Source organism: Pseudomonas trivialis (assembly GCF_036864995.1).
GTDB classification, from domain to species: Bacteria; Pseudomonadota; Gammaproteobacteria; order Pseudomonadales; family Pseudomonadaceae; genus Aquipseudomonas; species Aquipseudomonas trivialis.
Window position 1 is genome coordinate 800,100 of sequence record NZ_CP142151.1, and the last position, 22,907, is coordinate 823,006.

At 62.1% G+C, this 22,907-nt stretch carries 21 protein-coding genes; 6 read left to right on the forward strand and 15 right to left on the reverse strand.

Going from position 1 to position 22,907, the window contains the following annotated elements; translation table 11 throughout:
• Positions 1-20 precede the first annotated feature (20 nt).
• The 11 genes from VRB54_RS03370 to VRB54_RS03420 form a co-directional block, all read right to left on the reverse strand.
• Positions 21-530, reverse strand: a complete 510-nt coding sequence (locus VRB54_RS03370) for a DUF2878 domain-containing protein (protein ID WP_338479531.1) — start codon at positions 528-530, stop codon at positions 21-23.
• Entirely contained in the window at positions 523-1,794 is a 1,272-nt protein-coding gene (locus VRB54_RS03375; RefSeq protein ID WP_338479532.1) for a cyclopropane-fatty-acyl-phospholipid synthase family protein, read from the reverse strand. Before VRB54_RS03375 ends, VRB54_RS03370 begins: the two co-directional genes overlap by 8 nt.
• Positions 1,781-2,590, reverse strand: coding sequence for a DUF1365 domain-containing protein (locus VRB54_RS03380; RefSeq protein ID WP_338479533.1), 810 nt, complete (start codon positions 2,588-2,590; stop codon positions 1,781-1,783). The genes VRB54_RS03375 and VRB54_RS03380 overlap by 14 nt, the downstream gene beginning before the upstream one ends.
• Positions 2,587-3,834, reverse strand: a complete 1,248-nt coding sequence (locus VRB54_RS03385; RefSeq protein WP_338479534.1) for an NAD(P)/FAD-dependent oxidoreductase — start codon at positions 3,832-3,834, stop codon at positions 2,587-2,589. Before VRB54_RS03385 ends, VRB54_RS03380 begins: the two co-directional genes overlap by 4 nt.
• Complete coding sequence (locus VRB54_RS03390; protein ID WP_338479535.1) at positions 3,831-4,613, reverse strand: SDR family NAD(P)-dependent oxidoreductase; 783 nt, start codon at positions 4,611-4,613, stop codon at positions 3,831-3,833. Before VRB54_RS03390 ends, VRB54_RS03385 begins: the two co-directional genes overlap by 4 nt.
• Positions 4,610-5,035 (reverse strand): nuclear transport factor 2 family protein, encoded by a 426-nt coding sequence (locus tag VRB54_RS03395; RefSeq protein ID WP_057006993.1) that lies wholly within the window; start codon positions 5,033-5,035, stop codon positions 4,610-4,612. The genes VRB54_RS03390 and VRB54_RS03395 overlap by 4 nt, the downstream gene beginning before the upstream one ends.
• Positions 5,028-6,470: a deoxyribodipyrimidine photo-lyase gene (gene phrB, locus VRB54_RS03400; RefSeq protein ID WP_338479536.1), complete on the reverse strand. Its 1,443-nt coding sequence runs from the start codon at positions 6,468-6,470 to the stop codon at positions 5,028-5,030. Before phrB ends, VRB54_RS03395 begins: the two co-directional genes overlap by 8 nt.
• The gene (locus VRB54_RS03405; RefSeq protein ID WP_338479537.1) at positions 6,471-7,397 is read right to left on the reverse strand and encodes a MerR family transcriptional regulator; all 927 of its coding nucleotides are present in this window, start codon (positions 7,395-7,397) and stop codon (positions 6,471-6,473) included.
• Positions 7,398-7,400: 3 nt separating this feature from the next.
• Complete coding sequence (locus tag VRB54_RS03410; protein WP_338479538.1) at positions 7,401-8,360, reverse strand: DUF523 and DUF1722 domain-containing protein; 960 nt, start codon at positions 8,358-8,360, stop codon at positions 7,401-7,403.
• A gap of 112 nt (positions 8,361-8,472) precedes the next feature.
• Entirely contained in the window at positions 8,473-8,688 is a 216-nt protein-coding gene (locus tag VRB54_RS03415) for a TIGR02450 family Trp-rich protein (RefSeq protein WP_338479539.1), read from the reverse strand.
• Entirely contained in the window at positions 8,685-9,671 is a 987-nt protein-coding gene (locus VRB54_RS03420) for an NAD(P)/FAD-dependent oxidoreductase (RefSeq protein ID WP_338479540.1), read from the reverse strand. Before VRB54_RS03420 ends, VRB54_RS03415 begins: the two co-directional genes overlap by 4 nt.
• A 213-nt stretch (positions 9,672-9,884) precedes the next feature.
• Between VRB54_RS03420 and VRB54_RS03425 the strand changes: the two genes are divergently transcribed.
• Both VRB54_RS03425 and hemH read left to right on the forward strand, forming a co-directional pair.
• A complete protein-coding gene (locus VRB54_RS03425) occupies positions 9,885-10,784 on the forward strand; it encodes a TIGR01777 family oxidoreductase (protein ID WP_338479541.1) in 900 nt (299 codons plus the stop codon).
• 15 nt (positions 10,785-10,799) lie between these two features.
• On the forward strand, positions 10,800-11,825 hold the full coding sequence (gene hemH, locus VRB54_RS03430; protein WP_338479542.1) for a ferrochelatase: 1,026 nt from the start codon (positions 10,800-10,802) through the stop codon (positions 11,823-11,825).
• 173 nt (positions 11,826-11,998) lie between these two features.
• Here hemH and VRB54_RS03435 read toward each other — a convergent pair whose 3' ends face one another.
• Complete coding sequence (locus VRB54_RS03435) at positions 11,999-14,092, reverse strand: TonB-dependent siderophore receptor (RefSeq protein ID WP_338479543.1); 2,094 nt, start codon at positions 14,090-14,092, stop codon at positions 11,999-12,001.
• A 107-nt stretch (positions 14,093-14,199) separates the two neighbouring features.
• On the reverse strand, positions 14,200-15,354 hold the full coding sequence (algW, locus tag VRB54_RS03440; RefSeq protein ID WP_209988388.1) for a Do family serine endopeptidase AlgW: 1,155 nt from the start codon (positions 15,352-15,354) through the stop codon (positions 14,200-14,202).
• A 102-nt stretch (positions 15,355-15,456) separates the two neighbouring features.
• On the opposite strand from algW, the gene VRB54_RS03445 reads away from it, so the two are divergent.
• The 4 genes from VRB54_RS03445 (at position 15,457) to cysN (ending at position 19,775) form a co-directional block, all read left to right on the forward strand.
• Entirely contained in the window at positions 15,457-16,215 is a 759-nt protein-coding gene (locus VRB54_RS03445) for a Nif3-like dinuclear metal center hexameric protein (RefSeq protein WP_338479544.1), read from the forward strand.
• 244 nt (positions 16,216-16,459) lie between these two features.
• Positions 16,460-17,377 (forward strand): sulfate adenylyltransferase subunit CysD, encoded by a 918-nt coding sequence (gene cysD, locus VRB54_RS03450; protein ID WP_338479545.1) that lies wholly within the window; start codon positions 16,460-16,462, stop codon positions 17,375-17,377.
• Positions 17,378-17,481: 104 nt separating this feature from the next.
• Complete coding sequence (locus VRB54_RS03455; RefSeq protein WP_338479546.1) at positions 17,482-17,823, forward strand: four helix bundle protein; 342 nt, start codon at positions 17,482-17,484, stop codon at positions 17,821-17,823.
• 53 nt (positions 17,824-17,876) lie between these two features.
• Positions 17,877-19,775, forward strand: coding sequence for a sulfate adenylyltransferase subunit CysN (gene cysN, locus VRB54_RS03460; protein WP_338479547.1), 1,899 nt, complete (start codon positions 17,877-17,879; stop codon positions 19,773-19,775).
• 98 nt (positions 19,776-19,873) lie between these two features.
• Here cysN and VRB54_RS03465 read toward each other — a convergent pair whose 3' ends face one another.
• Positions 19,874-20,773, reverse strand: coding sequence for an acyltransferase (locus tag VRB54_RS03465; RefSeq protein ID WP_338479548.1), 900 nt, complete (start codon positions 20,771-20,773; stop codon positions 19,874-19,876).
• Entirely contained in the window at positions 20,774-22,873 is a 2,100-nt protein-coding gene (gene pta / locus VRB54_RS03470) for a phosphate acetyltransferase (RefSeq protein WP_338479549.1), read from the reverse strand. It abuts the gene before it with no gap.
• Positions 22,874-22,907: the final 34 nt, after the last annotated feature.

Genomic DNA, 22,907 nt, shown 5'->3' on the forward strand with positions numbered 1-22,907 from the left:
CAAGTAGAAGCCGACCGGCTTCATCTTTTGCTTGCCGCTTGAAACTTGTCGCTGGCGGCTGCTGCGGTCAGCAGCGTGAACACAAACGCCCACAGCACTGCCAACCCGGCCATCGTCGGGCCTGTGGCGTAACCGAACTGCACGCCGGCCAACTGACTCCCCGCGTAGTAGGACGCCGGGCCGCCCACTGCCCCCAGTATTGCTGCGCGCCACCATGGCCGCGCGCTCCAGGCCAGGCAATGGTGCAGCGTGGTTGCCAGCAATGCCCACAGCAACATCAGCCAGAACGGAATCAGTGGGCCCGGCTCGTTGAAGTGGAACACTCCGAGGGCACGTAAAGCCGTGTCCAGCAGCGTGCCCATCAGCGTGACGCTGATGATCAGCACACCATCCTCGGCCGACGAACTGATCCACAGCAGGTGAATGGCCAGTACCGCCAGCCCCACCAGCAACCACAGGCTATCGCCGCCCATCACGCAGGCGAACCAGCCACACTGGAACAGCGCCGCGTTGGCCAGCGATTTAAGCATCGAAGCGCCCGAGCAATGGCGGGTTGATCGCCGCCGGCTTGGCCAACAGCAACTGCGCGGTGCCAATGGTGCGCTCCATGAAACCGCCTTCGCAGTAGCACAGATAAAATTCCCACAGGCGCAGGAAGTATTCGTCGTAGCCCAATTCTGCAAGACGGCCATGGGCGCGGCGAAAGTTCTCGTGCCACAGGCGCAGGGTTCGCGCGTAGTGCAGGCCGAAATCCTCCATGTGCAGCAGGTTCATGTCGGTGTCGCGGCTGACGATGTGCAACATGTTCTGCACGCTGGGCAGCGCCCCACCGGGAAAGATGTAGCGCTGGATGAAATCGACGCTGTTTCTGGCCTGCTCGAAGCGTTGCTCGCGAATGGTGATGGCCTGCAGCAGCATTAGCCCGTCGGGCTTGAGCAGGTGCGCGCATTGCTTGAAATAGGTCGGCAGGAAGCGGTGGCCCACCGCCTCGATCATCTCGATGGATACCAGCTTGTCGTACTGACCGGTGAGGTCGCGGTAGTCGCTCAGCAGCAGCGTCACCTGGTCCTGCAAACCCAGGGCGGCAATGCGCCGTTCGGTATAGGCGAACTGCTCTTTGGACAAGGTGGTGGTGGTGACCTTGCAGCCGTAATGCTGCGCTGCATACAGCGCCATGCTGCCCCAGCCGGTGCCGATTTCCAGCAGGTGGTCGCCGGGCTTGAGCGACAGTTTCTGGCAGATGCGTTCCAGCTTGTTCAGTTGCGCCTGTTCCAGGGTGTCGTCGGCCTTAAGAAACTGCGCCGCCGAGTACATCATGGTCGGGTCGAGGAATTCCTCGAACAGGTCGTTGCCCAGGTCGTAATGCGCGGCGATGTTTTTCTGCGAGCCCTTGCGTGTATTGCGGTTGAGCCAGTGCAGGCCCTGGGTGAAAGGCCGTGCCAGGCGCGCCAGGCCGCCTTCCATCGCGTCGAGCACGTCCAGGTTGCTGACCATCACGCGCACCACGGCGGTGAGGTCGGGGCTGGTCCAGTAACCGTGGATAAATGCCTCACCCGCACCGATCGAACCGTTGGCCGCCACCAGGCCCCACACGGCCGCGTCAAGCACATGGATTTCTCCCAGCAGATGCGCTTCCCGGGCGCCGAACACATGGCGCTCGCCGTCCTCGATCAGCACCAACTGGCCGTGGCGCAATTGGCTGAGCTGACGCAGCACACCCTTGCGCAGCAGCGCACTGGTCATGCCGTTGACGTTCAGGCGGTTGGCCTTGACCGATACATTAGGGGATTTCATGGCGGCGATCCTTGGTATACCCAACTGCAGTGCGAGAGGCGCCATCGGCGGCTCGGTGGGGGAAAATCGGTGTGCGTTTGAGCAGCAGGCGCACGGCCTGCCAATAAATGGCCAGGCAGGTCTTGGCGGTCATCCACGGGAAGCGCCGCAGGTAACGGTGCAGGCTGGCGCGGGTGAGCGGCTCTTTTTGCAGGCTCAAGGTGGCGTCAAAGATTTTGAGTTCGCCTTGCCAGTCGGCCATGTGCACGCCCAGCCGTTCGGCGGGCGGGCTGAAGCTCATGCGGTATTCGAGGTCGGGCGGCAAAAACGGCGACACATGGAACGCCTTGGCCACGGCGAAGTGCTGATGTTCGCCTGCGCCAAGGGCCAGGGCTGGCAACACGTAGTGATAGCGCTCGCGCCACGGGGTGTTGGTGACTTCACACAAAATCGCGGCCAGTTCGCCGCTTGCCTCGTAGCAGTAGAAAAAACTCACCGGGTTGAAGGCCAGGCCCCAGCTGCGGGCCTGGGTCAGCAGGCAGATCGCGCCCTGGGGCGTGCGTCCCAACGCCTTGCTCACCTCAAGGCGCACGGCATCGGTGAGGCTCATGCCGTGGCGGGTCAAGGTGCGCAGGTAGTCCTGCTGGCGAAAGCCGAACGGCGCCAGGCGATGGGTGCCGGCCAGGGGCGAGAGCGCGAGCATCTGGTCCTGTTCGCTTAAATCCAGGTACAGCAGGCCGATGCGGTAGCGAAAGGCGTGGGCCCTGGGCGCAAACCGGCGATGGGCGATCCAGCCGCTGTACAGGGCGCTGTTCACAGGGTTTCCCCGAAGGCCTGGGCCACGCGCAGTGCGCTGACCACACCGTCCTCATGAAAGCCGTTGGCCCAGTAGGCGCCGCAGTAGAAGGAGTTGTGCGCGCCGTTCAACTCTTCCCAGCGCTCCTGCGCAGCCACCGCCGCCAGGCTGTATTGCGGATGGGCGTAGGTGAAGCGCGCAAGAATTTTAAGCGGATCGATCATTGGCGTCTGATTGAGGCTGACGCAAAACGTGGTGGCGCTGTCGATGCCTTGCAGGATGTTCATGTCGTAGGTGACGGCAGCCTGGGTGTCGGCGCTGCCGGTAAGGCGGTAATTCCAGCTGGCCCAGGCCAGTTTGCGCGCGGGCAACAGGCGAGTGTCGGTGTGCAGCACCACGTCGTTGTCGGCGTAGGGCAGGGCGCCGAGGATGGCCTGCTCGGCCTCGCTCGGGTCGGCCAGCAGCGCCAGGGCCTGGTCGCTGTGGCAAGCGAACACCACGCGGTCGAATGTCTCGCTGCCGGCGGCGCTGTGGATCATCACGCCGTCGGTGCTGCGCTCGACCTTGTGCACAGGGCAGTCGAGACGGATTTTTTCGCGAAAGCTGCGGGTCAATGGTTCGATATAGGCGCTGGAGCCCCCTTCAATCACGCACCACTGCGGGCGATTGTTCACCGACAGCAGGCCGTGGTTCTTGAAGAAACGTACAAAGAACTGCAACGGAAAACCGAGCATGTCCGCCAGTGACATCGACCAGATCGCCGCGCCCATCGGCACGATGTAATGCTTGATGAATCGCGGGCCGTAGCCGCCGGCTGCCAGGTAGTCGCCCAGGGTCATGTCGGCGCTGATGCGTTGCTGTTCAAGGTCCAGCGGCGCCTGGCGGTTGAACCGCAGAATGTCGCGCAACATGCCCCAGAACCCTGGCGAGAGAATATTGCGGCGCTGGGCGAACAGGCTGTTGAGATTATTGCCGTTGTATTCGAAACCGCTGCGCTGGTCGTTCACCGAAAAACTCATCTCGGTGGGTTTGAACGTCACCCCGATCTGCCCCAGCAACCGGATGAAATTGGGGTAGGTCCAATCGTTGAACACGATAAAACCGGTGTCCACCGCATAAGGCTTTCCGTCGACCGTCACATGGGCGGTATGGGTATGCCCGCCGATGCAGGCGTTGGCTTCGAAGACGCTGATGTCGTGGCGACGGCTGAGCAGGTAGGCGCTGGTCAGGCCGGCGATGCCGCTGCCGATGATGGCGATCTTCACAGGTCGTCCTTCTGCGGCGGCGGGCTGCGCAGCATGCGCTTGCCGATGATCAGTTGCGCGCGGTTCGGCAGTTTCGACAGCGGCCACAGGGCGGCGATGAACATGGCCGGGAAAGCGATCTCCAGCGGGCGTTTGTCCAGCTTGGCGAAGATGTGCCGTGCGGCTTTGTCGGCCGGCCAGCTCAAGGGCATCGGGAAATCATTGCGTTCGGTCAGCGGTGTATCGACAAAGCCCGGGCTGATCACGGTGACGTCGATATTCTCCGGTGACAGGCTGATGCGCAGGGATTCGAACAGGTAACGCAAACCGGCCTTGGACGCGCCATAGGCTTCGGCCCGTGGCATCGGCAGGTAGGTCACGGCGCTGGCCACGCCCACCAGGTGCGGCGTGCGCCCGGCGCGCAGCAGCGGCAGGGCGGCTTCGATGCAGTAGCTGCTGGCCAACAGGTTGGTGCGTACCACGTGTTCGACAATGGACGAATCAAACTGGCGCGCATCCACGTATTCGCAGGTGCCGGCATTGAGGATCACGGTGTCCAGCGCGCCCCAGGCTTCGCCGATCCGCTCGCCGATTTCGCGCACGGTCTGGCTGTTGGTCAGGTCGCCGGCCACCACCAGCACCTGGCCGGGGTAGCGTCGGGCAAGCGCGTCCAGCGGGTCTTGGGAGCGCGAGCTGAGAGCTACGTGGGCGCCGCTGTCGAGCAACTCCAGGGCCAGGGCGGCACCGATGCCACTGCTGGCGCCGGTCAACCAGTAACGGCGGGGCGAGGTCAGGCTCATGCGATTCTCCTTTTCAGCCAGCTTATGACTCGGCCGAATACCGGCAGGTGTTCATAGAGCATGGCGCCGGCATCGAAATAGTCGCGATGGCGGTACACCTTGTTGTCGCGCCACATCAGGTGCGAGCAGCCTTCCACTCGGATCACCTTGCCGCCGTTGAGGCGCGGGTGGCAAAAACTCATTTTCCAGCGCAGGTAGCCTTCGCCTTCGGCCACCTCATCGAACCCCTGATAGTCGAAACGCAACTGGCTGATCTGGCTGTACAGCTCGCTGAAGTAGCGGCGCAGTTCAGGCAGGCCATGCACTTGATGCAGCGGGTCGGCGAAGGCGATGTCCTGGCTGTACAGGCTGTCGAGCAGGTGCAGGTTGTGCTTGTCCAGCGTGGCAAAGGCCTGGGCGAAGCGGCGCAGAAAGTCACTCATGCTCGGCCACCGCTTGACGGGACGGCAGGCTGCGGAAGGCGGCAAGGGCGCGCTCGCGGGATTTTTTCAGGTCGACGATCGAGCGTGGGTAGTCCGCCACGCCGAACAGCCCGCCGGCGGCCTCGGGGTTGTGCACGTCCTTTTTGTTCAGCGCCGCCAGTTGCGGCAGCCAGTGCTTGATGAACACGCCCTCGCCGTCGAATTTTTCCGACTGGCTCAGCGGGCTGAAAATGCGGAAATATGGCGCCGAGTCGGTGCCGGTGGAAGAACTCCACTGCCAGCCGCCGTTGTTGGCAGCCAGGTCGCCGTCGATCAAGTGGCGCATGAAAAAACGCTCGCCCTCGCGCCAGTCGATCAGCAGATTCTTGGTCAGAAACATCGCCACCACCATGCGCAGGCGGTTGTGCATCCAGCCGGTCTCCAGCAACTGACGCATGGCCGCGTCGATGATCGGCAGGCCGGTGCGCGCTTCCTGCCACGCCGCCAGGTCTTCGGGCGCGTGGCGCCAGGCGACGGCTTCGGTCTCGGGCCGGAACGCGCGGTGGCGCGACACCCGTGGGTAGCCGACCAGAATATGTTTGTAGAACTCACGCCACAGCAATTCGTTGATCCAGGTGACGGCGCCAACGTTGCCCGTTTCGAACTCGCCGCTGTTGCTCTGCAACGCCGCGTGCAGGCACTGACGCGGTGACACCACGCCGGCGGCGAGGTAGGCGGAGAGCTGGCTGGTGCCCGGTTTGGCCGGGTAGTCGCGCTCGTCCTTGTAATAGCCGATCTGCTGGTCGGCGAAGGTGTCGAGGCGGCGTCGGGCTTCGTCTTCGCCGGCCGGCCAGAGTGCGCGCAGGCTGTCGCTGGGCGTTTCGAAGCCGGGCACGCTGTGCGCAATCGAGTCGCTGGCGAACGGCAGTTTTTGCTGCGCTTTCGGCGTCGCCACCAGGCGCGGTAGGGCGCTGTGCAGTCGGCTGTAGCACACCTTGCGAAACTGGCTGAAGACCTGGAAGTAGGTGCCGGTCTTGGTCAGCACGCTGCCGGGTTGGAAAAACAGTTGGTCAAGGTAGCGGTGGAACGTCACGCCGCAGGCTTCCAGCGCCTGGGCCACGGCCTGGTCGCGACGGCTTTCGTGGATGCCGTATTCCTCGTTGACGTGCACAGACTCCACCGACAACTCCTGGCACAGCGTGCTCAACACGGCGGGTGCCTGGTCCCAGGTCGGTGCGGTGCGTATCAGCAGAGGAATGTTGAGTGTGCCCAGCGCCTCGCGCAGGTGCTGCAGGTTGCGCAGCCAGAAGTCGACCTTGCATGCGGCATCGTCGTGGGCCAGCCATTGCTCGGGCGTGATCAGGTACACGGCGGCCATCGGGCCGCGCTGGCTCGCGGCGGCCAGGGCGGTGTTGTCGTGCAGGCGCAGGTCGGTGCGCAGCCAGATCAAATGCATTTAGACAATTCCACGCTCAATCAGTATCTGATGGGCCGCCAAGGGGTCTTCGGCGACGAACAGGTCAGGGATGTCCTGGGTTAGTACGGCCAGTTCGGCGTGGTGGATGCACACCGTTGGTCCGGCGAGCAAAATCGGGCAACTGACGCCGCCCAATAGTTTGGTCAACGCCGGCACATTCAGGGCCTTGCTCGAATACAGCAGCACCGCGCGCGGTTGCAGGTGTTCTACCGCAAGGGCCAGTTCGCCGGCAGGCAGCGGCCAGTCGAACACTTCCACCGGGCAGTCGGCGCTGCTGGTCAGCCACGCGCTCAGCCACAGGTGCGGCTCCAGGTGCAGGTCCGAGTGATTGATCAGCAGCAGTGGCTCGCCCTGCAACTGGCGATTGGTGTGGTAGATGCGTGCACCGAACTTGCTGCGCAGCCAGGACAGAAAAAATACCCGCTCCATCTGCGCGCCGAACTGGCCCTGCCAGCGTTGCTCCAGCGCCTGCAGCAGCGGCAACAGTAATTGCGCGCAGAGCGTGCGCGGCGGGTACAGCGCCATGGCCTGGTTGAAGGCGTCGTCGACCCGGCGCTCGGCCAGTTCGCTGATGGCGGTCAGCAGGTTCTGGTGCAGCGCGTGCCATTCGTTTTCCACGGCTTCAGGGCCGGCTTGAGCCGAGTCGATCAGGTTTTTCACCTGGCTGACCGGCACGCCTCGATTGAGCCACGTGAGGATGGTGTGGATGCGTTGCACATGTACGTCGCTGAACAGCCGGTGGCCCTTGGGTGTGCGCTGCGGCACGATCAGGCCGTAGCGGCGCTCCCAGGCGCGCAGTGTGACCGCGTTGACGCCGGTCTGGCGCGCCACTTCGCGAATCGGCAGCCAGCCGTCTTCGAGGGCTTGGGCGATGTCGTCGGATTCGTCTAGCAGGGCAGCTTTCATGGCTTAGATCGCATTTCGCAGGCTTAGGTTTTCCGGGTGCGGTTGCAGGTAGGCCTGCTGCGCGATGTAGCGATCCGGGTGTTGGCGAAAGTGGTGCTTGAGCAAGGTCAGCGGCACCACCAGCGGCACGATGCCGTGGCGGTATTGGTCGATGACGGTCTGCATTTCCTGCTTGTCGTCGCTGCTGATGGCCTGCTTGAGGTAGCCACTGATGTGCTGCAGCACGTTGGTGTGGGTGCCACGGGTGGCGCATTTTTTCAGGCCGGTCATCAGGTCGCTGAAATAACAGTCGGCCAACTCCGAGAGGTCATCGCTCTTGTTCATGCTGCCCAGGAGGTTGCCCAGGCTTTTGTAATGCACGGGGCTATGGGCCATCAGCAAATATTTGTAGCGCGCATGGAAGGACAGCAGGCGGTGGCGGGTCAGGCCCTCGGCCAGCAGTTGTTGCCAGCTGGCGTAGACGAACACACGGGTGAGGAAATTTTCCCGCAGCACCGGGTCGTTCAGCCGACCGTCTTCTTCCACTGGCAGGTTGGGGTGGCGCGTACAGAATGCCTGGGCGTAGATGCCACGCCCGCCGCCGTCGACCGGGGCGCCGTTGTCGCGGTACACCTTGACCCGTTCCAGGCCACAGGACGGCGACTTCTGCATGAAGATGTAACCGCACAGGTCAGTGTGTTCACGGGCCATCTGTTGGCCGTATTCGTCGAGGGGCTGGGTGACGTTCAGCTCGCGGTGCACGGTGCCCACCGCCTGCGGGTTGGCGGCGTCGCCGACCAGGCGGATGGTTTCACGCGGGATACCCAGGCCGATGGCGACTTCAGGGCACAGCGGCACGAAGTCAAAGTAATCGGCGAGCGTCTCGCTGCACAGCTGGGATTGTTTGTGTCCGCCATTGAAGCGCACGTTCTCGCCCAGCAAGCAGGCGCTGATGCCAATCCTGGGTTTTGCGGTGCTGGGCATGGCAAACCTCGACGAAAAAATCCTGTACAGGCTTAAGGCTCTGTACAACTAATCTCATCATAGGTTTGATGCTGTACAAGTCAAATATTTTGTACAAGTTTGTACGGTGTGGTTACTTCCAGCCCATGCTCCAGTGGTCGGCGTCCTGCAGGGTCTGCCAAGCAAAGCGTTGGGTGCGCCGGGTCATCACCGCCTGAAGTTCGATTTCCAGTACGGTGTTTTCCTCGTCACGAAACAGCTCGGTGACGAGGAAATGCTTTTCCTTGTTCTTCGGCGCGGTCGCGGTCCATTTCGACAGCAACAGCTTGGCCGGATTGATGCGGTTCATTGCAGATGCTCGATCAGGCGTCGCGCCGCTTCCTGGCCGCTGAGCCATGCGCCTTCGACACGGCCGGACAGGCACCAGTCACCGCACACGAACAGGCCCAGGTCGGCGTCGGCCAGCACGCCGAACTCGTGGCTGGCGGACGGGCGGGCATAGAGCCAGCGGTGAGCCAGGCTGAACGACGGCGCCGGCATGGCGCAGTGCAGCAACTCGGCAAAGGCGCCGTGCAGGTGTTCGATCACGGCTTCTCTGGACAGGTCCAGATGCGCTTTGCTCCAGACGCTGGTGGCGTGCAGCACCCAGGTATCGAGTGTGGCGTCACGCCCAGGCTTGCTGCGGTTGCGCGCGAGCCAGTCCAGCGGGCTGTCTTGCACAAAGCAGCCTTGCATCGGCGTATCCAGAGGTTTGTCGAAGGCCAGGGCGATGGCCCAGGTCGGGTCCATTTTCACGCCGGCGGCGGCACTCGCCAGCTTGGGCGCGGCCGCCAGCAGCGCAGTGGCCTGCGGAGCAGGCGTGGCAATGATGACGTGGCTGAACGGGCCATGGTTGCCGCCGTCGGCGTCCAGCAGGTTCCAGTGTTGTTCGCCCTGGAATACGTCGGTGATGCGGCAACCGAATGTCACCGGCAGGTCGTCGAGCAGTGCACGGGTGATGGCGCTCATGCGCGGTGTGCCGACCCAGCGGATCTGCTCGTCGGGGGAGGGCGTGAGCTGGCCGGCCTTGGAGTTGTACAACTGCGGCTTCCACTGCTCGGCCCAGCCGTTGCTCTGCCAGCGCTGTACTTCGTTGACGAAGCGGCGGTCGCGGGCGGTGAAGTATTGCGCGCCCATGTCCAGCGCCCCGGCATCGCTGCGCTTGCTGGACATGCGGCCGCCGCTGCCGCGGCTTTTATCGAAAAGGTGTACGACCTGCCCCGCGTCTCGTAACGCTCGGGCAGCGGACAAGCCGGCGATGCCGGTGCCGATGATTGCGATGGGAACACTCATGGGAGGCCTCGTTTTACCGTTGGGTACAGCCTACGCCGACACCAATAGCTGTACAATCTCGTTTTTTGGTATAAGTTTTGGCGTGCCTGATTGTGTGGCGTGACCTATGGTTAACGTCGGTGACTTAACCAACGTTACGTCCGAATTCAACATTGTCCCTATTTAATAAAATAGACCAGTGACGGGCGGCGAACGTTACATGAGGAAGATCCCATGCATATTTTGCTGACCGGCGGTACAGGTTTGATCGGCCGCCAATTGTGTCGCCACTGGCTTGCCCAGGGCCATCGCCTGACTGTCTTGAGCCGCCAGCCGGAAACGGTGGCCAGGCTGTGTGGCGCCCAGGTATTGGGCGTTGGCCGTTTGCAGGACGTGATCGGCGAGGTGGACGCGGTGGTCAACCTTGCCGGCGCGCCGATCGCCGACCGTCCGTGGACGCACAAGCGCAAGGCGTTGCTGTGGAGCAGTCGCATCAGCCTCACCGAAAGCCTGCTGGCGTGGATCGAAGGCCTGGCGCAGAAACCGGCGGTGTTGATTTCCGGTTCGGCGGTGGGCTGGTACGGCGACGGCGGCGAGCGTGAATTGACCGAAGCCAGTGGCCCGGTGCAGGACGATTTCCCCAGCCAGTTGTGCATCGCCTGGGAAGAAACCGCCCAGCGCGCCGAAGCCCTCGGGGTGCGCGTGGTGCTGGTGCGCACTGGCCTGGTGCTGGCGGCCGAGGGCGGCTTTTTGTCGCGCCTGCTGCTGCCGTTCAAACTGGCGCTGGGCGGGCCTATCGGCAATGGGCGGCAGTGGATGCCGTGGGTGCACATCAAGGACCAAATCGCCCTGATTGATTTTCTTCTGCACAAGGAAGACGCCAGCGGTCCTTATAATGCCTGCGCGCCACACCCGGTGCGCAACCGCGAGTTCGCCAGGACACTGGGCCAGGTGCTGCATCGCCCGGCTTTCATGCCGATGCCGGCGTTTGCGCTGAAGGTGGGGTTGGGCGAGTTGTCGGGATTGCTGCTGGGCGGGCAGAAGGCCGTGCCTGAACGGCTGCTGGCCGCCGGTTTCACATTTCAGTTCACGCAGTTGCATGCGGCCCTGGACGATCTGTCCAGCCGCCTTTAAGCCATAGGAAGTTGCATGACGGATCACGCGTTGTTACTGGTCAACCTGGGTTCTCCCGCGTCCACTTCGGTGGCCGATGTGCGCAGCTACCTCAACCAGTTTTTGATGGACCCTTATGTGATCGACCTGCCGTGGCCGGTGCGGCGCCTGCTGGTGTCGCTGATCCTGATCAAGCGCCCCGAGCAGTCGGCGCATGCCTACGCCTCCATCTGGTGGGACGAGGGCTCGCCCCTGGTGGTGCTCAGCCGTCGCCTGCAAGAGCAGATGACCCGGCAATGGACCCAGGGCCCGGTCGAACTGGCGATGCGCTACGGTGAGCCGTCTCTTGAAACCACATTGACGCGCCTGGCCGCCCAGGGCATCCAAAAGGTAACGCTGGCGCCGTTGTACCCGCAGTTTGCCGACAGCACGGTCACCACGGTGATTGAAGAAGCCTGGCGGGTGATACGTGAGAAGAAGCTGAAGGTGCAACTCTCGGTCCTGCAGCCGTTCTACGATCAGCCGGAATACCTCGACGCCCTGGCGCAGAGCGCGCGGGCGTATGTGGAGCAGGATTACGATCACCTGTTGCTCAGTTTTCACGGGCTGCCCGAGCGCCATTTGACCAAACTCGATCCCACTGGCCAGCATTGCTTCAAGGACGCCGATTGCTGCAGGAATGCTTCGCCTGCGGTGCTCGCCACCTGTTATCGCGCGCAATGCTTCAGCGTTGCGCGTCATTTTGCCGAGCGGCTGGGGTTGCCGGACGGCAAGTGGTCGGTGGCGTTCCAGTCGCGCCTGGGCCGCGCCAAGTGGATCGAGCCCTACACCGAGGCGCGCCTTGAAGCACTGGCGCAGCAGGGTGTGAAAAAGCTGCTGGTGATGTGCCCGGCATTTGTGGCCGACTGCATCGAGACGCTGGAAGAGATCGGCGATCGCGGGCGCGAGCAGTTTTGCGAAGCGGGGGGCGAGGAATTGGTGCTGGTGCCGTGTCTGAACGATGACCCGCAATGGGCGGCGGCGCTCAACACGCTCTGCGAGCGCGCGCCTGTGCCACTGTAATCGAAACGGGTACAGCTCCAAATGTGGGAGGGGGCTTGCTCCCTCTTATCAAATACAAAATAACTTATTGATTTTAAAACCTGAAGTTTCAGGCAGCCACAGAGGCCCCAGTTTGCTGCGCGACAGCGCTAAGTCGAAGACTTGGCGGAGCCTCCCACATTTTTTGTCCGTGTTTACAGGTTGAGGGTCAGGCTGACCGTGAGGTTGCGCGGCTCGCCCGGATTCACCCAGTAAGTGCTGTAGGACCGCTCGTAATACTTCTCATCGAACAGGTTGTTCAGGTTCAAACCCACGGTCACGTTTTTGGTGGCCTTGTAGTGGGCCAGCAAATCCACGGTGTGATAGGCGGGCAATTCAAAGCGGGTACCCGCCTCGCCGGAACGATCGCCCACGTAGGTAAACGCCGCGCCCAGGTCTGATCCGCGCAGCGCGCCATCCTGGAATTCATACACCCCCAGCAGACTGCCGCTGTGCCTGGCCACGCCGAGAATGCGGCTGCCGGCGGGAATGGTGGCGTCGCCCTTGGTCACTTCGGCATCAATGTAGGCGTAGGCGCCGATCACCCGCACGGCGTCGGTCAATTGCCCGCTCAGTTGCAGGTCAACGCCCTGGCTGCGGGCCTTGCCCATGGCGCGGTTGGTGTTGGTGGCCGGGTCCAGGGCGAGCACGTTTTCCTTCTCGATATGGAACGCGGCGACGGTGGCGCTCAGGCGGTCTTCGAACAGTTCGCTCTTGATCCCCACCTCGTAACCCACGCCTTCTTCCGGCTTGAACGTGTTGCCGCCGGCATCCAGCCCGCTGTTGGGCTTGAACGAGGTGGATGCGTTGGCGAACACCCCGACTTCAGGCGTGAGCTGATACAGCAGGCCGGCGCGCTGGGTGAGGGCGTCGTGAGTCTGCTTGCTGGTGACGTTGCGGGTGAAATCGTCGGTGCTCTGCTCGAAATGCTCTACGCGCGCGCCCACCATGCCGCGCAGGCGGTCGGTGAAGATGATCTGGTCTTGCAGGTTCAGCGCGTGGCTTTTAGTCTGTTCGAAAAAGTCGGTACCGGAAGGCAGGCCATTGGGCTTGGGCTGGCTGTAGACCGGGTTGTAGAGGTCGATGGCGTAATTGCTGCCGCCGATGGCTGTCACGCGCTCCTTCTTGCGGTAGTCCTCGTATTCGGTGCCGATCAGCACTTCATGCTGCCAACTGCCAATGTCGAACAGGCCGCGTAGTTCCAGCTGGGTGATGCTGTCGTGCCAACCCATGGAGCGTTCGCGGTAACGACGGTTGAGGGTGTGGCCGTCGGGATTCAGTGCACGGTTTTCCGACGCATCACCCCACAGGCTGCCCTGTTTGTAGTGGCTGGCCAGGCGCAGTTTCCAGGCGTCATTGAGGTGGTGTTCGAGGGTGGCCTGGAGACGGTTGTTGTGGTTGTCGATATCACCGTCATTGGGCTCGCCGAGGAAGGTGGAACGCGAAACACCGGGGGCGTCGACGATGCCACGGTCGAAGGTGGAGCTGTGGCGCACGAATTCACTTTCCACCAGCAGGCTGGTGTCCGGGTCCAGCTGCCAGCTGAACGAGGGTGCGACGAACACGCGCTTGCTCTCGACGTGATCGCGAAAGCTGTGATTGTCCTCCACGGCCAGGTTGACCCGTGACAGCACCTTGCCTTCGGCGTCGAGCGGGGTGTTGACGTCCAGCGCGGTGCGATAGCGGTCCCAGCTGCCAGCGCTGGTTTGCAGGGTGGTGAAGGCTTCGGGCTGGGGCTTTTTGGTGACGATGTTCACCGTGCCGCCGGGATCGCCACGCCCATAGAGGCTGGCGGCGGGGCCCTTGAGCACTTCGATGCGTTCGATATTGGCCGCATCCGGTGTGCTCGGGTAGCCGCGGTTGGCGCTGAAACCGTCCTGGTAGAACTCCGAGGTGGTGAAGCCGCGCACGCTGTATTCGTAGAGGGTCAGGCCGCCGAAGTTGTTTTGCTTGGACACGCCGCCGGCAAATTCCAGCGCGCGTTCCACGCTGGTGCTGCCCAGGTCCTTGAGCACAGTGGCGGGGATCACGCTGATCGATTGCGGGATGTCGCGCAGGGCTGTGTCGGTTTTTGTCGCGCTGGCAGAGCGGCTGGCGCGGTAGCCGGTGACCGGGCTGGTGGCGGATTCATAGGTATCACCGGTGACGCTGATGGTGTCCAGTTCCACGGTGTTTTCTTCGGCGTAGGCAGGATCGAGCAGCAAACCCAGGGCGAGGCCGGCCAGGGGGGCAAACTTTCGAGACGACATGAGAGAGCGTTCCAAGGACTATATTGAAACAATATAACATGCCAATCGAGCTGCTTTTGCGATGAAACATAAAGTTACAGGTGCTCGCGAACGAGCACCTGAACGGCTTATTCCTCTTCTTTCACCGGTGCAGGCGGCGGACGCAGGCCGACTTCCGCCATCAGCTTGATCTCCTTGCCATTGCGCATTACCTGGATTGCCACCTTGTCGGTCGGTTTGATGCGCGCCACCTGGTTCATCGACTTGCGCCCGTCGCCTGCCGGTGCGCCGTCGATGCTGAGGATCACGTCGCCCAATTGCAGGCCGGCTTTCTGCGCCGGGCCGTCGCGGAAAATCCCGGCGACCACGATCCCCGGGCGCCCGGTGAGGCCGAACGATTCCGCCAATTCCTTGGTCAACGGCTGCACTTCGATACCCAGCCAGCCGCGAATCACCTGGCCGTGCTCGATGATCGACTTCATCACTTCCATCGCCAGCTTCACCGGGATCGCAAAACCGATGCCCTGGGAGCCGCCGGACTTGGAGAAAATCGCCGTGTTGATCCCGGTCAGGTTGCCATTGGCGTCCACCAGCGCGCCGCCGGAGTTGCCGGGGTTGATGGCGGCGTCGGTCTGGATGAAATCTTCGTAGCTGTTGAGACCCAACTGATTACGCCCAGTGGCACTGATGATGCCCATGGTCACGGTCTGGCCCACGCCGAACGGGTTACCGATGGCCAGCGCCACGTCGCCCACACGCAGGCCGTCGGAGCGGCCGAGGGTGATTGCGGGGAGGTTTTTCAAGTCGATTTTCAACACCGCGAGGTCGGTTTCTGGATCGCTGCCCACTACGCGCGCCAGGGTTTCGCGGCCGTCACGCAGGGCTACCACGATCTGGTCGGCGCCGGTGGTCACGTGGTTGTTGGTGAGGATGTAGCCTTCGGGGCTCATGATCACCCCGGAGCCGAGGCTCGATTCCATACGGCGTTTCTTGGGCCCGTTGTCGCCGAAGTAGCGACGAAATTGCGGGTCTTCAAACAGCGGATGGGCCGGTTTATTGATGACCTTGGTGGTGTACAGGTTGACCACCGCCGGGGCGGCAATGACGACCGCGTCTGCGTACGTCACCGGGCCTTGCACCACCGTGGTGGCTTGCGGCGCCTGCTGCAGGTTTACGTCGAGGCTTGGCAGGCCCACCCACTGGGGGAAACGCTGAATGATCAGCGTCGCGATCAGCACGCCAGCCAGCAATGGCCATCCAAAAAAACGCAGTGCCTTGAGCATCAAGTAAGTCCTGACAGGTTGCAGGGGGCGGGGGAGCGCCCATAATGTCGCGCATTATACGAGGCTGCGAGCGCCTCGGAACCGGATATTTAGGAGTCTTTTATGGCCGTCCCCCTTACTACCCTCGTCGAGGAAGCGGACCGCTACCTCGCCAGCGCAAAAATTGCCGATTACTGCCCCAATGGCCTGCAGGTGGAAGGGCGTCCGCAAGTGATGCGCATCGTTAGCGGCGTCACCGCCAGCCAAGCCCTGCTGGACGCGGCGGTCGAAGCGCGCGCCGACCTGGTGCTGGTGCACCACGGGTACTTCTGGAAGGGCGAAAACCCCTGCATCACCGGCATGAAGCAGCGCCGCCTGAAAACCCTGCTCCATCACGACATCAGTCTGCTGGCCTACCACCTGCCGCTGGACCTGCACGCCGATGTCGGCAATAACGTGCAACTGGCGCGGCAGCTGGATATCACGGTCGAAGGCCCGCTGGACCCGAGCAACCCAAAGGTCGTCGGCCTGGTCGGCTCCCTGGCCGAGCCGTTGTCGCCCCGCGACTTCGCCCGTCGCGTGCAGGACGTGATGGGCCGCGAGCCGCTGCTGATCGAAGGCAGCCCGATGATCCGCCGTATCGGCTGGTGCACCGGGGGTGGCCAGGGCTACATCGACCAGGCAATTGCCGCAGGTGTCGACCTGTACCTGAGCGGCGAAGCCTCCGAGCAAACCTTCCACAGCGCGCGGGAAAACGACATCAGCTTCATCGCCGCCGGCCATCACGCCACCGAACGCTACGGCGTGCAGGCGCTGGGCGATTACCTGGCGCGGCGCTTCGCCCTGGAGCATCTGTTCATCGACTGCCCCAATCCCATCTAAGCGCGACAGCTGGACAAAATGTGAGAGCTGGCTTGCCTGCGATGCAGGCACCGCAGTCATTCAGGAAGCCGCAGTGATGCCATCGCAGGCAAGCCAGCTCCCACAGGAATCCCAAACCTGGGGGCATATTCATATACCGTTTCGATCTAGCTGGCTTCCTGAATAGAAGAAGTTGCTGTGCTAGCATGCCTCGCTCGAACACGGCCCGCTGGCCGTCCATAAGATCGTTTTTCCGTGAGTAACCATGGTCGACAAACTGACGCATCTGAAACAGCTGGAGGCGGAAAGCATCCATATAATCCGCGAGGTCGCCGCCGAGTTTGACAACCCGGTGATGCTCTACTCGATCGGTAAAGACTCCGCCGTGATGCTGCATCTGGCACGCAAGGCCTTCTTCCCGGGCAAGCTGCCGTTTCCGGTGATGCACGTCGATACCCGCTGGAAATTCCAGGAGATGTACAAGTTCCGCGACCAGATGGTTGAAGAATTGGGCCTGGACCTGATCACCCACATCAACCCGGACGGCGTGGCGCAGGGCATCAATCCCTTCACACACGGCAGCGCCAAGCACACCGACATCATGAAGACCGAGGGCCTCAAGCAGGCCCTGGACAAGCATGGTTTCGACGCAGCATTCGGCGGCGCCCGTCGCGATGAAGAGAAATCCCGTGCCAAAGAGCGCGTGTACTCGTTTCGCGACAGCAAGCACCGCTGGGATCCGAAAAACCAGCGCCCGGAGCTGTGGAACGTTTACAACGGCAACGTCAACAAGGGCGAGTCGATCCGTGTGTTCCCGCTGTCCAACTGGACCGAGCTGGACATCTGGCAGTACATCTATCTGGAAGGCATCCCGATCGTGCCGCTGTACTTCGCCGCCGAGCGCGATGTGATCGAGAAGAACGGCACATTGATCATGATCGACGACAACCGCATCCTCGAGCACCTGTCCGACGAAGACAAAGCCCGCATCGTCAAAAAGAAAGTGCGTTTCCGCACCCTTGGCTGCTACCCGTTGACGGGCGCGGTGGAGTCCGAAGCCGAGACGCTGACGGACATCATTCAGGAAATGCTCCTGACGCGAACTTCCGAGCGCCAGGGCCGGGTCATCGACCACGATGGCGCCGGCTCCATGGAAGATAAAAAACGTCAAGGGTACTTTTAAGCTTCGAGTTACAAGCGGCAAGCTGCAAGTTAAAGGCGGTACGCGTAATTTTGCAGCTTGGTGCTTGCAGCCGGTTGTTGCGAGCCGCTATTGAGTGACTCGTAATGGATTTCGAGAAATTGGTTGTCTGGCAGAGAAGCAAGTGTTTGGCGGTGGGGATCTATAGAGCGTTTGCGCAGTGCGGGGATTTTGGCTTCAAGGATCAAATCACCCGGTCTGCACTTTCGGTGCCTTCCAATATTGCTGAAGGCATGGAACGTCGTGGCAGCAAAGAGAAAGCTCACTTTCTTTGGATTGCGAAAGCTTCTTGTGGAGAGCTACGGACTCAGATTCTCATCGGTCGTGACATCGCTTACATCGCCCGCCCGCTGGCTGAAAACTGGATTACAGAAACTCGCGAGCTCTCAAAAATGCTCTGCGGCTTGATCAACAAAATTTCTGACTAGCTGTACGCCGACAAGCTTGCCGCTTGAAGCTTACAGCTTGGAGCTTGAACGCAATGAGCCATCAATCTGATTTGATCAGCGAGGACATCCTCGCCTACCTGGGCCAGCACGAGCGCAAAGAGATGTTGCGCTTCCTGACCTGCGGCAACGTCGACGACGGCAAGAGCACCCTGATCGGGCGCCTGCTGCACGACTCCAAGATGATCTACGAAGATCACCTGGAAGCCATCACCCGCGATTCGAAGAAGTCCGGCACCACTGGCGATGACATCGACCTGGCCTTGCTGGTTGACGGCCTTCAGGCCGAGCGCGAGCAGGGCATCACCATCGATGTTGCCTACCGCTACTTCTCCACCGCCAAGCGCAAATTCATCATTGCCGACACCCCGGGCCATGAGCAATACACCCGCAACATGGCCACCGGTGCCTCCACCTGTGACCTGGCGATCATCCTGATCGACGCCCGCTATGGCGTGCAGACCCAGACCCGTCGCCACAGCTTCATCGCCTCGTTGCTGGGCATCAAACACATCGTGGTGGCCGTCAACAAGATGGACATCAATGGCTTCGACCAAAGCGTATTCGAGCAGATCAAGGCCGATTACCTGAAGTTCGCCGACGGTATCGCCTTCAAGCCCAGCACCCTGGCTTTCGTGCCAATGTCGGCGCTCAAGGGCGACAACGTGGTGAACAAGAGCGAGCGTTCGCCCTGGTACACCGGGCAGTCGCTGATGGAGATTCTCGAAACCGTCGAGATTGCCAATGACCGCAACTACACCGACCTGCGTTTCCCGGTGCAGTACGTCAACCGTCCGAACCTGAACTTCCGTGGTTTCGCCGGCACCCTGGCCAGCGGCATCGTGCACAAGGGCGACGATATCGTCGTGCTGCCGTCCGGCAAAAGCAGCCGCGTCAAATCCATCGTCACCTTCGAGGGTGAACTGGAGCAGGCTGGCCCCGGTCAGGCCGTGACGCTGACGATGGAAGACGAAATCGACATCTCCCGTGGCGACCTGCTGGTGCACGCCGGTAACGTGCCGCAAGTGACCGACGCCTTCGACGCCATGCTGGTGTGGATGGCCGAAGAGCCAATGCTGCCGGGCAAGAAATACGACATCAAGCGCGCCACCAGTTATGTGCCGGGTTCCATCACCAGCATCGTGCACCGTGTGGACGTGAACACCCTGGCCGAAGGCCCGGCCAGTTCCCTGCAGTTGAACGAGATTGGCCGGGTCAAGGTCAGCCTCGACGCCGCCATCGCCCTGGACGGTTACGACAGCAACCGCACCACCGGCGCGTTTATCGTTATCGACCGCTTGACCAACGGCACCGTGGCGGCGGGCATGATCATCGCGCCGCCGGTCGGTCATGGCGGCGCGGCGCAACACGGCAGCCTCGCCCACGTGGGCACTGAAGAACGCGCCCAGCGCTTCGGCCAGCAGCCGGCCACCGTGTTGTTCAGCGGCCTCTCCGGCGCCGGCAAGAGCACGCTGGCCTATGCGGTCGAGCGCAAGTTGTTCGACATGGGCCGCGCGGTGTTTGTCCTGGATGGCCAGAACCTGCGTCACGACCTGAACAAGGGCCTGCCGCAGGACCGCGCCGGTCGCACCGAAAACTGGCGTCGCGCTGCCCATGTGGCGCGCCAGTTCAACGAAGCCGGCCTGCTGACCCTGGCCGCGTTCGTCGCCCCGGATGCCGAAGGCCGTGAACAAGCCAAGGCGCTGATCGGCAGTGACCGCTTGCTGACCGTGTATGTACAGGCTTCGCCGCTGGTGTGTGCCGAGCGTGATCCGCAAGGTTTGTACGCGGCGGGCGGGGATAACATCCCCGGTGAGTCCTTCCCGTACGATGTGCCGTTGAACGCCGATCTGGTGATCGACACCCAGGCCGTGTCGCTGGAAGACAGCGTCAAGCAGGTGCTGGAGCTGTTGCGTCAGCGCGGCGCGATCTAAAAAATGTGGGAGGGGGCTTGCTCCCGATGGCGGTGTGTCAGGCAGTACATCTGTCTCTGATCCACTGCTATCGGGAGCAAGCCCCTCCCACATTTTGGTCATCTTTTAGCTGGGAAATCGGTGTGCAGCCTGTCCAGCAGCGCATCCTTGTCTTCCCACAGCTGGTTGATCCACCCTTGGAACGCCAGTCGATACTCGCCATCCTGTTCATAATTCTTGCCAATGAATTCAGCCGGGATCTGCACCTCTTCAAAGTGCACAACAACATCCTTCACATTCCCGCACAGCAAATCCCAATACCCCGGGCGCCCGCCAGGATAATGAATGGTCACATTGACCAGTGACTTGAGCTGTTCACCCATCGCATCCAGCACAAACGCGATCCCGCCAGCCTTGGGCTTGAGCAGATAGCGAAACGGCGATTTCTGCTGGGCATGCTTGCCCGGTGTAAACCGCGTGCCTTCGGCAAAATTGAAAATCCCCACCGGATTGTGACGAAACTTCGCACAGGTCCTGCGGGTGGTTTCCAGGTCCTTGCCTTTCTTCTCCGGGTGCTTTTCCAGGTAAGCCTTGGTGTAGCGCTTCATGAACGGAAAGCCCAACGCCCACCAGGCCAGACCAATCACCGGCACCCAGATCAGCTCCTGCTTGAGGAAGAACTTCAGCGGACGAATCCGCCGATTCAACACGTATTGCAGCACCATGATATCGACCCAGCTCTGGTGGTTGCTGGTCACCAGGTACGAGTGCTGGTAGTCCAGCCCTTCAAGGCCGCTCAGGTGCCAGCGCGTGCGGCGCACCAGGTTCATCCAGCCCTTGTTGTTGGTCACCCAGGCTTCATGCGTGTGGTTCATCAGCCATTCGCTGAAACGCTTGGCGAAGGGCAGCGCTTTGAACAGCGCGACGATAAACAGGAACGAACACAACAGGATCGTATTCAATGCCAGCAGCAGGGAAGCAATCACCCCGCGCACGGCAGCAGGCAGAAAATCCAGCATTCAGATATCCATAGGTCGGTTGGCGGCTTGGATCGCAGTCAGTGCGATGGTGTACACGATATCGTCCACTTGCGCGCCGCGCGGCAGATCGTTGACCGGTTTGCGCAGGCCTTGAAGCATCGGCCCCAGGCTCACGCAATCGGCGCTGCGTTGCACGGCCTTGTGGGTGGTGTTGCCGGTATTCAGGTCGGGGAACACGAATACCGTGGCCTTGCCGGCCACCTGGCTGTTGGGCGCCAGTTGCCGGGCCACGGCTTCATTGGCGGCGGCGTCGTACTGCAGCGGGCCGTCGATCAGCAGCGCGCTTTGCTGTTCTTGGGCGAGCAGGGTGGCTTCGCGGACTTTCTCCACTTCCTCGCCGCTGGCCGAGTCGCCGCTGGAGTAGCTGATCATCGCCACACGCGGAGTAATGCCGAACGCGGCCGCCGAGTCGGCGCTTTGCAGGGCGATTTCCGCCAGCTCCGCCGCGCTCGGGTGCGGGTTCATCACGCAGTCGCCATACACCAGCACCTGCTCGGGGAACAGCATGAAGAACACCGACGAGACCAGCGTGCAGCCCGGTGCTGTCTTGATCAGTTGCAGGGCAGGGCGGATCGTGTTGGCGGTGGAGTGAATAACGCCGGAGACCAGACCGTCGACTTCATCCAGCGCGAGCATCATGGTGGCGATCACTACCGTGTCTTCCAGTTGTTGCTCGGCCATCGGTGCGTTGAGGCTCTTGCTCTTGCGCAGCTTCACCATCGGTTCGACATAGCGTTGGCGAATCAGGTCCGGGTCGAGAATCTCCAGGCCGGCGGGCAGTTCGATGCCCTGGGCGCGGGCCACCGCTTCCACATCCGCAGGTTTAGCCAGCAACACGCAGCGGGCGATGCCCCGCGCCTGGCAGATGGCGGCGGCCTGCACGGTCAGTGGCTCGCTGCCTTCGGGCAATACGATGCGCTTGTTGGCGGCCTGGGCGCGCTGGATCAACTGGTAGCGGAACACCGCCGGCGACAGACGCATCTCCCGTGGCGTGCCGCACCGTTGGTGCAGCCAGCGCGCATCGAGGTGGCTGGCAACGAAATCGGTGATGATCTCGGCGCGCTCGCGGTCGTCGATGGGGATTTCCTTGTTCAGGCTGTTGAGCTGGTTGGCCGTGTCGTAGGAACCGGTGCTCACCGACAGCACCGGCAGCCCGGCCTGCAGGGCGCCCCGGCACAGGTCCATGATGCGTGAGTCGGGCAGGGTGTCGCTGGTCAGCAGCAGGCCGGCCAGTGGCACGCCGTTGATAGCGGCCAGGCTCACCGCGAGGATGATGTCGTCGCGATCACCCGGAGTCACCACCAGCACGCCGGGCTTGAGCAGCTCCACGGTGTTACGCATGGTGCGGGCGCAGATGATGATCTTGGTCATGCGCCGGGTTTCGTAATCGCCGGCGTTGAGCACCTGCGCGCCCATCAGGTCGGCCACGTCGCGAGTGCGCGGGGCGTTGAGTTCGGGTTGGTAGGGGATGCAGCCCAGAAGGCGGAAGTCACCGCTACGCAATAAAGGCGAGTGTTCTTTAAGGCGCGCCGAGAAGGCTTCCATGCTCTCGTCGGTGCGCACCTTGTTGAGGATCACGCCGAGCACTTTCGGGTCTTTCGGCCCGCCAAACAGCTGGGCCTGCAATTCGACGCGGCCGGAGAGTTCGGTGAGCACTTCGTTTTCCGGGGCCGACACCAGGATCACTTCGGCATCCAGGCTCTTGGCCAGGTGCAGGTTGACCCGCGCCGCGTAACTGGCGCTGCGGGTCGGCACCATGCCTTCGACAATCAGCACGTCCTTGCCCACGGCAGCCTGCTGGTAAAGGGTGATGATTTCTTCGAGCAACTCATCCAGCTGACCGTCGCCAAGCATTCGTTCCACATGGGCCAGACCCAGCGGTTGCGGTGGTTTCAGGCCATGGGTGCGCGCGACCAGCTCGGTGGAACGTTCAGGGCCGGTGTCGCCCGGGTGCGGCTGCGCGATCGGCTTGAAGAAGCCGACTTTGAGCCCGGCCCGCTCGAGGGTACGCACCAGCCCAAGGCTGATGGAGGTCAGACCCACACCAAAATCGGTGGGCGCGATAAAAAAAGTCTGCATGCGAATTCTCTGGAGGTGCATGGCTTGGGTGGCG